Source organism: uncultured Veillonella sp. (assembly GCF_915069625.1).
Classification (GTDB): domain Bacteria; phylum Bacillota; class Negativicutes; order Veillonellales; family Veillonellaceae; genus Veillonella.
Map to the genome: position 1 here is coordinate 1 of NZ_CAJZFD010000063.1, position 9,935 is coordinate 9,935.

Sequence of the window (9,935 nt, forward strand, 5' to 3'; positions counted from 1 at the left end):
CAGGCCGTACTTTAAATATCACATTGTAATAGAATAAATTTTTACTATTATCAAAAGACCCTATATACAAGCGTATATAGGGTCTGTTTCATATGTAGTTTTCCAATATAAATTGATATCTACTAGAGACGTTAGACTAGACATATAGTTCTTTGCTGTCATCCAATTTATGATTGTTTTGTAGTTATGTTTATACTTGTAAACGACCATCAATCATAATGTCTACTTCTTGACCGTCACGAGTATAGCCTTTGATGTTCATACGTTCATGGCCAATCATAAAGTCTACATGTGTTAAGGAGTGGTTAAGGCCGCGTTCTTTTAATTCTTCTTCAGATAAACCATCGCTATCTTTGAGGCATGTTGGATAAGAGGCACCAATTGCTAAATGGCAGGACGCATTTTCATCAAACAATGTTTCGAAGAAGATTTGGTTAGATTGACTAATTGGGCTGAAGTGATCAACTAAAGCAACTTCGCCGAGGTAGTGGGAACCTTCATCAGTTTCTACTAATTCTTTCAATACTTCATAACCTTCTTTGGCTGTATATTCAACGATTTTACCTTCTTTAAACGTAAAGGAGAAATCAGAAATAGTATTACCGTGGTAAATTAAAGGTTTTGTACTGTACACAATACCATTAACGCCATTGTATTGTGGAGCAGAGAAAACTTCTTCTGTAGGTATATTAGCATTGAAAATAGTACCATCTTTGGAGGATTCTTCACCACCTAGCCAAATATGACCTTCTGGCAATTCTAATAGGAGGTCAGTACCATTTTCACAAGTATAACGCAATGCCTTTAAGTCTAATTTATTCAATGCTTCACAGCGGTGACGTAATTTTGCCATATGATGACGATACGTATCTTTTGGTTCTACACCTTCAATGCGGCAAAGTTTCAATAATGTTTCCCATAATTGATTAATTTTTTCTTCGTTTGTACCTTCATAGCCTAATAAATCTGCCCAAAGTACTGTTGGTACAGAGGCAACACACCATGTAACAGAAGAATTCATGATGGCTGTATGATAAAAGGATAACACTTTATTTAAGTTACGAGATTGTAAGGAAATACGATCCGTTGGGATGCCTTCTAAGGCTTTTGGATTAGCACTGATTAACGATAAGAAGGCAGCCTTTTCATCGATGTACTGCTTGTAGAATTCAGGAATCCAGTTAGCTGGTTTTTCTAAAACAGATTCGTTAGCATGCAATAAACGTTGACGGGCAATTGGGGAGCATCTCCAGTTCAGAACAACCTCCTTAGCACCAAGTTCATAAGCTTCTTCAGTAACAATCACTGCAAAGTCTTTGTTTTCTACATCTACAGAAACAACTAATGTTTGGTCTTGCTGCAAGTTTACACCGTATTGTAATAATGTACGGGCATATTTTCTTAATGTATCTTGATTCATAATTTCTCCTTTAATTCGACATCAATTGTTAAACTCCTGCTAGTGTGACTAATAGAGTCAGTGGTAGGAGTTTTATTTTTCATAGGGAAATCCTTCAGTAGGAGGTGCACTATGAAAGTTAAATTGAAGCCCTATATGATAATTGTATTAATCCTATGTATTTTAGTAGGAATTTATTTCCTATGGCCTATTATAACAGATGAAAGCGATTCTGTCCTAGCTGAAGGGGGTATAGATGGAAATTCTTCTATATCTACTGTAGAACAACAGCCTAATAAACCAATCGCTTATATAACAGGTGCAGTCGCTTCACCTGGTTTATATGAGCTTGAAAGCTCAGCTACTGTAGGTGATATTGTTAAGCTAGCAGGAGGACTATTACCCTATGCAGATGTAGAGTCGGTAAATATGGCTAAGCCAGTTACTGCAGGTGATCATATCCATGTAGTATTTAACTTTCACGGTAATCCTGAAGTGTTATTGCGTGGTAATAAGATAAACATAAACTCTGCCACTGCAAAAGAATTAGACTCTCTGCCAGGTATAGGCCCTGCCATGGCTAAAAGAATTGAGGAATATCGTTCACAAAAAGGCCCCTTTACTTCCGTTGAAGGTATCAAGGGGGTGAAGGGCATTGGTGACGGCGTATTTAAGAAAATTAAAGACAAAATTACAATTTAACAATCAAAATTGTAATCACGAAGGTATGCCACTACATACAAATATTATTGATCGTACAAAAGTGGTGTTAACTCATAGTCAATGGGCACATGTTATATTAGGATCTATCATTATAGGAACAATACTAGGGTATGGAAATTATTTTCCTGTACTCAATCAAATGTACTATATCTTTGCGATAGGGATAGCCATTATAGGTGTCGGTGTTTTTAAAGTCTTACAATCGTCTAATTGGTGGCGATCACTTGGTAAGTTAATAGTTTTAGTGTCCGTTTTTGTAGGACTGTCGTATTATCAAACAGATTTACGGATTATACATTTTAATAGCTATACTTCATATTATTTGCAGCAAGAAGGAGAATATCTTGGTACGGTTGTAACTGCTCCTGAAAGAGTAAATTTGAACGGACAGGAGTACTACAAATATACAATTGAAACTCATGGCTTACATCCTTATAAAGATACTGCCAAAAATGATTATATTAATGCACAGGGAAGGTTACAGGTATATTCAAAGGTGTCTACCACCAAACATCCCATACGACTAGGGGAATACGCAGTTGTAGAAGGTACACCAAAGTCCTTATTTTTTATCGAAGAGGAAGGTCGTATTAATCTTCGCGGTCGATATATGAGTTCCAATTCTCGAGGGCGAATCTACGATGGTGTATACCGAGTTGCCAGTCATAAAGACTTACAAGCATTTCACTTTAAAGAAACCCATTCTGAAAAACTATATATAAAACTCTTATTTCTTTGTGGATTAATACGAGAGTCTATAGATAAAACTATTTCTAATTATCTAGAGGGGCCACAACAAGTATTAGCACAAGCATTAGCCTTAGGTGGACATTATAGTGAGCTAGGAGAAGATACAATGAAGGATTTTTCCTATACAGGACTTATCCATATTCTATCTATATCAGGTTCACATATTGCTCTCTTACTAGCACTGATATATGGACTGGGACGACTTATTAAATTAAGAAAACGAACTAGTTTGATTATGGGGATTTTAGTGGCTATCATGTATTGTGGTGTCGTTGGTGGTGATGTTCCTGTTGTACGGGCTACAATGATGAGTATACTCATGTGCATGGCCTATGTAAAAGGGCGACTATATCAAGCTAAGCAGGCGTTATGTATATGTGCCATACTATGTCTAGTATATGATCCATTCTCTTTGTTTGACGTGAGTTTTCAGCTATCCTTTGGCGCGACCTATGGATTGCTCATATGGGGTAAAGTATTATATGAACGTATTCAATGGTTACCAAAATGGATTAAAACACCGCTTGTGTTATGTGTGTCAGCACAGTTGCTCATCTTGCCGCTACAGCTGTATTACTTTCACTATATCAGTATTGCTAGTTTGTTAGCAGCTTGTATAGTGGCACCTTTATTAGATATATCTATCGTTTTAATTTTTATAAGTACTATTATTAGCTCTATAATGCCAATATCATTTCTATGGCCTTTGATAGATGTACTATTACGTATATCCTTATATTTAAATCATGTGTTAGGTCGTAGTGGCAGTTTACTTTGGTTAGGCATGATGAATCCTTATTGTGCTTATTTGTATTTGGTTCTATTAGGTTTATTTACGTATTTTTTAACCCATAGAAAAAGATATACTGTTTATGTAATGTTGTGTTTGTTTTTTATGGTCACAACCTTTGGTGCTTCATATTATGTGACACAGTATCATAAGAATGCATTGGTTCACTATATTCCTATGAAGCAGTGTAATGTGTTACTTTGTATAGAACCAAATCACGAAGGGGCCTATGTATTAATTGATGCACCAGACCATATTAAAACAACACCTAATGAAAGGCTTATTAATCAAGCTATACAAGCATATGGTGTCAATCCAAAGGTTGTAAAAGTAGACTACTTTCATAGTAACGGATCTGCAAAAACAATATATAAAAATAGTATGAAAGAAATCGATGTATATAATGGACAAAGAGGGGAAAAAAATCTAAAATTAAATGATAAGACTAATACACTATTTATTACGAGTCGTTCTAGTTCAATGAATGAAATTGGCCGAGTATTACCGAATAATATGGTTTTACTTAGCAGCCCTCATGGTGCGTTACGCGATGTGGACCCATCATCGGAACACATGTATATAATGGGATACAGTTACATTAAAGATATCTATCTGTGAAAGGAGGAACTATGGCACATATTCAACTCATTTATGGCGATGAGCCACAATTAATTGAAGAAGAAAAACGTAAATTTTTATGTGCCTATCCTGACCTTCCAGTAACAGTATTAGATGATGAAGCTGGGCCACAGAAGATAAGTGAAAAGCTCTGTGAGGATTCTCTATTTGGCGATCAAAAGGTATTTTGCTTAGTGAATTTACCTATTATTCGTAAAAGAGGTAAAAATAGCGATGCTTGGGTTCCATTATATGAACTTCTCATGGAATATAACGGGGATAACCCCATCCTTTTGATTTATCATGATATGATTGATAAACGCATCAAGCAAAATAAAGAGATTTTAGATAAAATACCAAATCATCAATGTAAGCGCCTTGAAGGGGCTGACCTAGTGATGTGGATTCGTCAATATTGTACATCTAATGGATTTAAAATGACTCCTGATGCACAAGAATATGTGGCTCATCTCATCGATTTGTGGCAAGATGTACCGGTTTCATTTATGAAAACCGAATTTGACCGTTATTTTTTACAGATAACAGGCGATAAAGTCATTACGAAAGAGTTCCTTGAAGAGAATGGTAGTGACTATGGTGCTAAAAATATTTTCACCTTTAAAGAGGCTCTGTTAAAACGAGATATTGATACATTGCTTGAATTATTTCCGTTTATGTTCGGCTATAAAGAATTAGATCGTGCTATGAGCTATATTGAGGGGCAGTTACGTTTGCAGCTACTGGTTAGCGAATGTCGCCAAGCGGGAATGTCTGTTCAAGCCATACAAAACTTATGTAAGGATCATGATTCATCATTTAAACCATATCCGATTAAGTTGGCTTACGAGGCGAGCCCTAGAATTTCAGTTAAGGCATTACGAGCTTTATTAAAAGGACTCTATGAGATTATATTGGATAGCCGTAGTAGCAAGGGCGATATTTGGCGATTTAGAGATTTATGTATTACCTATTGTGGGTATAAAGGATAAAAATGAAAGTACGTTATCGTGTTGTACCAAAACAGAATAAGAAATCATCCTTCTATGTAAACTGTCATAGCCAACATGTGACGATTCAAGCAGCAGACTCTGCGTTTTCTACATTGCTTAGTTTGCGTGAAAGATTATCTGCATGGTATAAGGAAAAAAATATTTACTTTGATAATATTCCAACTAATACAGATACAGCTTGTTGCTTCGCTTGGAAGGTAGATACGGAAACAGGGGAAGGTTTAGATACCTATTATTATGGTGGCGGCTGTGGTGCTGGTGAATGGATTGAAGCGGCAGAAGCGCAACGTGAGGCTGAAGAGGCTAAAAACAAAGTGCCTAGAGGTAAGTCTTTTGCTGGTTATGATCAAGAAGATGAATATGATGATGTCGATGAAGATGATTTTGCCCCATTTGTAGAGGCTGTTGAGCTGGGCTACTTTAATAATAGTCCTGTCGTTGTATCTCGTTCTAATCAAACGGCTGCCGCATCTAGCAATAGTGATACTGTCGCAGCTGTGAGCAGTACACCTAAAACAAGTAAAGGTTTTGCACATAAAAGTACTACAAAATCTACTGCTAAAGGTAGTGAAGGGGATAGTAAATACCCTCGTCGTGCCCCGAAGGATGCTCCTACTGATGAAGGCATGATTTTAGGGCCTAAAATTGAGGGAGTTACCTCTAAAATTATGGGCACTTTGGATACGCCTAGTGTTATTTTTGAAGGTGTATTTGTTGGTCTAGATAAACGTGATACTAAGACTGGTAAAAGTATCGTTAACGGTAGCATCGTAGACGATACGAATAGTATCAAATTCATCAAGTTTACGAACAGCCCTGAAGAAGGGGATGCGCTACTTAAACAATTAAAAGGTTTACAACGTGTACGCGTACAAGGTAGCGTCAGCTTTGATGATCGATTTGATAAGGATTATATCTTATCTATTCGAAGCATTGAAGCTATGGAAACTAATAGCGTGGAGCGCACTGAAAACCGTCCAGACTCCCGTGTAGAGCTGCACTTGCATACTAAGATGAGTGATAAGGATGCCCTTGTATCTGTTAAAGACCTATTTAAAACAGTAAAAAAATGGGGTCATCCTGCGGTAGCTATTACAGATCACGGCGTTGTACAAGCCTTTCCAGAAGCTCAAGCTCTTGGTAAAGAGTTGGGCGTTAAGGTTATCTACGGTGTAGAAGGTTATCTTATTGATGATGAAATTGTTGCTCGTGATGAAGAGCCTGTAGTAGATAAGAAGAAGAAAAAAGAAAAAGATAAACGTTACCATATTATCTTATTAGCTAAAAATATGGTAGGTTTGCGCAATCTGTACAAGATGATATCTATTTCTCATCTTGAACACTATAAGGTACGTCCTCGTTTGCCTCGTTCTGTTATTGAAGAACATCGTGAAGGCATTATTATCGGTTCTGCTTGTGAAGCTGGGGAACTTATGCAATCCATTGTTCGTGGCGCTACAAAGGAAGAACTATTAGAGATTGCATCTTTCTATGACTATCTTGAAATTCAGCCACATACAAATAATATGTTCTTGGTTCGTAAAGGACTTATGCCAGATGAGCAAGCCCTTATCGATATGAACAAAACGGTTATTGAATTAGGGGATGCATTAAATAAGCCTGTTTGTGCAACCTGTGACGTTCACTATTTAACACCAGAAGAAAAGATTTACCGTGAAATCATGTTGACTGCCTGTGGTTATCCAGATGCAGATGAACAACCAGATTTACATTTACGTACCACCGATGAAATGTTGGCATCCTTCCCTTACTTAAGTGAAGAAAAGGCCTATGAAGTAGTTGTTACTAATACTCGTGCAATTAATGATAGCATTGAAGATATTAAACCAGTTCCAGATGGCACATATTCTCCAAAGATTGAAGGTGCCGATGAAGCTTTCACAGAAATGTGTTATAGAAATGCGAAAGCCATTTATGGGGACCCATTGCCTCGCGTAGTACAAGAGCGACTTGATTATGAACTAGACTGTATTATCTCCAATGGTTACGGCGTATTGTATTACATTGCTCATAAGCTAGTAAAAAAATCTCTAGATGATGGGTATCTCGTAGGTTCCCGTGGTTCTGTAGGTTCTTCCTTTGCAGCAACCATGTCTGAAATTACCGAGGTAAATCCATTACCGCCACATTATGTATGCCCTAATTGTAAGCATTCTGAATTTTTTGAAAAGGGCGAATATGCAGGTGGCTTTGACTTGCCACGTAAAGATTGTCCAGAGTGTGGTCATGCGCTACAAACTAATGGCCATGATATTCCGTTTGCCATCTTCCTTGGTTTCGAAGGTGATAAGGTTCCAGATATTGACCTTAACTTCTCCGGTGATTACCAAGCAAAGGCTCACAAATATACGGAAGAACTATTTGGACGTGACAATGTATTTAAAGCGGGTACCATCGGTACAATAGCTGATAAAACTGCTTTTGGTTATGTTAAAAAGTATGCCGAAATTCGAGATATTCAAGCTCGTAGTGGTTTCTTTGAACATTTAGCAAAAGGCTTTACCAATGTTAAGAATACTACTGGCCAACATCCTGGCGGTATCATGGTATGTCCTCGCGATATGGATGTGCATCACTTTACACCTATACAACATCCTGCGAATAAGAAGGAAAGTGGTGTATTAACAACACACTTTGACTATCACTCCATCGAAGGCCGTATGACTAAGCTCGATATTCTTGGCCATGATGATCCGACTATCATTCGTATGCTAGAGGATTTGACCGGTATAGATGCTAAGACAATCCCATTTGATGATCCAAAGACATTGAGCTTATTCTCTTCGACAGAGGGGATTGGGTTAACACCTGAGCAATTACAAGGTGACCAAGTAGCTAGCTTGGCCGTTCCAGAATGTGGTACGAAGTTCGTACGGGGCATGCTTGAAGACTCTCGTCCTCAAACATTCTCTGACTTGGTTCGTATCTCTGGTTTCTCTCATGGTACAAACGTATGGCTCGATAATGCGCAAGACCTCATTAAAAATGGTACTTGTAAATTGAACGAAGCCATTTCTACCCGTGACGACGTAATGAACTTCTTAATCCATCGCGGTATGGATAGAAAGCATAGCTTCTTCGTAATGGAAAACGTGCGTAAAGGGAAGGGCATTGAAAAACGGAATAAACAAGGTCAAGCGACGACTGAGTTTGAAGCAGAAATGCGGGAAAACAATATTCCTGAATGGTTTATTGAATCTTGTAAGAAGATTTCCTATCTATTCCCACGGGCCCATGCGGTAGCCTATGTTATGATGGCGTTCCGTATAGCCTGGTTTAAAGTGTACCATCCATTGGCTTTCTATGCTGCCTACTTCTCCATTCGGGCGAAGGCCTTTGATTTGCGTATTATGACGGGAGACCTTAAAACGCAAATGACTGAGTTCAATCGTATTAAAGCTCTTGATCGCGCCGCCAGTCCTAAAGATAAGGACCTTATGAGTGCCTTAGAAGTATCTATGGAAATGTACCAACGGGGTTATCGTTTTGTTAATGTAGATATTCAACACTCTGAAGCAAGACGTTTTAGCATTAAAGATGGTGCTCTATTACCGCCATTCTTGGCTATTGATTCCTTAGGTGAAACAGTAGCTGATGCTATCGTAGCTGAACGAGAAGAACGTCCGTTTACATCTTTAAAAGACTTGCAACGTCGTTGTAAAGTATCTAACACCATCATTGATCTAATGAAAGAACTTAAATGCTGTGGTGAATTACCAGAAGACGAACAAATGTCACTCTTTGGGGCATAATAAAACACAAGATAAAACTTAAATACAAAATAAGCACTATATCCAAAATTGGATATAGTGCTTATTTTTCTATATTTTGCTAAAATACAATTAATAATTAATAATGTTACCCACTATAACTATACTACGAGGAGAAAATGATTTTTCTTTTTTTAACATTAATGGCTGTTATTACAGTAGTAGTTCTAGCTAAATCAAAAGAAATATATTTTGTATCTGCTTCTTTTAAAAGAAGTAAATCTTTTTTATTTATACAAATCTTCCAAGTTTTAGTAATTTATTTAAGTTTAATTTTTGCTGATTATAGTAATAAAATATTTGCTATAGTTCTATTCTTAGTATCTATATCCGAAATGCTTAAATTGGTTTATTTGAAGAAGATTGTAAATAAAGAGATTAATAAAGAAACCAATATGCCTTATAAATTAACTGATGTTATTAGTAGATTAAATATCTATAGTCGAATTATCTTTATTATTGTACTCAATACTTTTGCTAATTTTCTTTTATTTAAGTAGATTTTTCTGATAAAGGGAGTGTTAGGAAATGATAAATAAGCATAAAAATCAATCTGTCGAAATAGAATTTTGGGACATTGAGCCTGAGGATGTGCCTGAGTTAGAAGAATCCGATATTCCAGGTGTATATTTTAACGAATTCCGAGAATATGTTGATGAAGAAGGAAATGTGCTATCACCATCAGATCTCGATGCAATACGATATAAAGATGATTACGAGGACGATTATTATAGGTAAAAAAGGTGTCATCAAATGATGACACCTCTTTTTGAAAGTTTTGCAGTTCCCCAAAAGGTTAACAATAATGTTACCATATGACCCATGCACTGTTTCCAGCAATTTGTTATAGCAAC

Annotated in this window: 7 protein-coding genes; 6 read left to right on the forward strand and 1 reads right to left on the reverse strand. The window is 36.9% G+C overall.

The features are described 5' to 3' along the window. Positions 1–190 precede the first annotated feature (190 nt). Positions 191–1,420, reverse strand: coding sequence for an aminopeptidase (locus QZ548_RS04710; protein ID WP_295868696.1), 1,230 nt, complete (start codon positions 1,418–1,420; stop codon positions 191–193). Positions 1,421–1,531: 111 nt separating this feature from the next. Between QZ548_RS04710 and QZ548_RS04715 the strand changes: the two genes are divergently transcribed. The 6 genes from QZ548_RS04715 to QZ548_RS04740 all read left to right on the forward strand — a co-directional run bounded on the left by QZ548_RS04715 (position 1,532) and on the right by QZ548_RS04740 (position 9,819). After that, entirely contained in the window at positions 1,532–2,101 is a 570-nt protein-coding gene (locus QZ548_RS04715; RefSeq protein ID WP_105089216.1) for a helix-hairpin-helix domain-containing protein, read from the forward strand. Beyond that, positions 2,058–4,280: a ComEC/Rec2 family competence protein gene (locus tag QZ548_RS04720; RefSeq protein WP_295868699.1), complete on the forward strand. Its 2,223-nt coding sequence runs from the start codon at positions 2,058–2,060 to the stop codon at positions 4,278–4,280. The genes QZ548_RS04715 and QZ548_RS04720 overlap by 44 nt, the downstream gene beginning before the upstream one ends. A gap of 11 nt (positions 4,281–4,291) precedes the next feature. After that, positions 4,292–5,269 (forward strand): DNA polymerase III subunit delta, encoded by a 978-nt coding sequence (gene holA / locus QZ548_RS04725; RefSeq protein ID WP_295868703.1) that lies wholly within the window; start codon positions 4,292–4,294, stop codon positions 5,267–5,269. 2 nt (positions 5,270–5,271) lie between these two features. Further along, positions 5,272–9,063: a PolC-type DNA polymerase III gene (locus QZ548_RS04730; protein ID WP_295868705.1), complete on the forward strand. Its 3,792-nt coding sequence runs from the start codon at positions 5,272–5,274 to the stop codon at positions 9,061–9,063. A gap of 137 nt (positions 9,064–9,200) precedes the next feature. Further along, the gene (locus QZ548_RS04735; RefSeq protein ID WP_295868707.1) at positions 9,201–9,581 is read left to right on the forward strand and encodes a hypothetical protein; all 381 of its coding nucleotides are present in this window, start codon (positions 9,201–9,203) and stop codon (positions 9,579–9,581) included. Between the two features lie 28 nt (positions 9,582–9,609). Further along, positions 9,610–9,819, forward strand: coding sequence for a hypothetical protein (locus tag QZ548_RS04740; RefSeq protein ID WP_009352574.1), 210 nt, complete (start codon positions 9,610–9,612; stop codon positions 9,817–9,819). Positions 9,820–9,935: the final 116 nt, after the last annotated feature.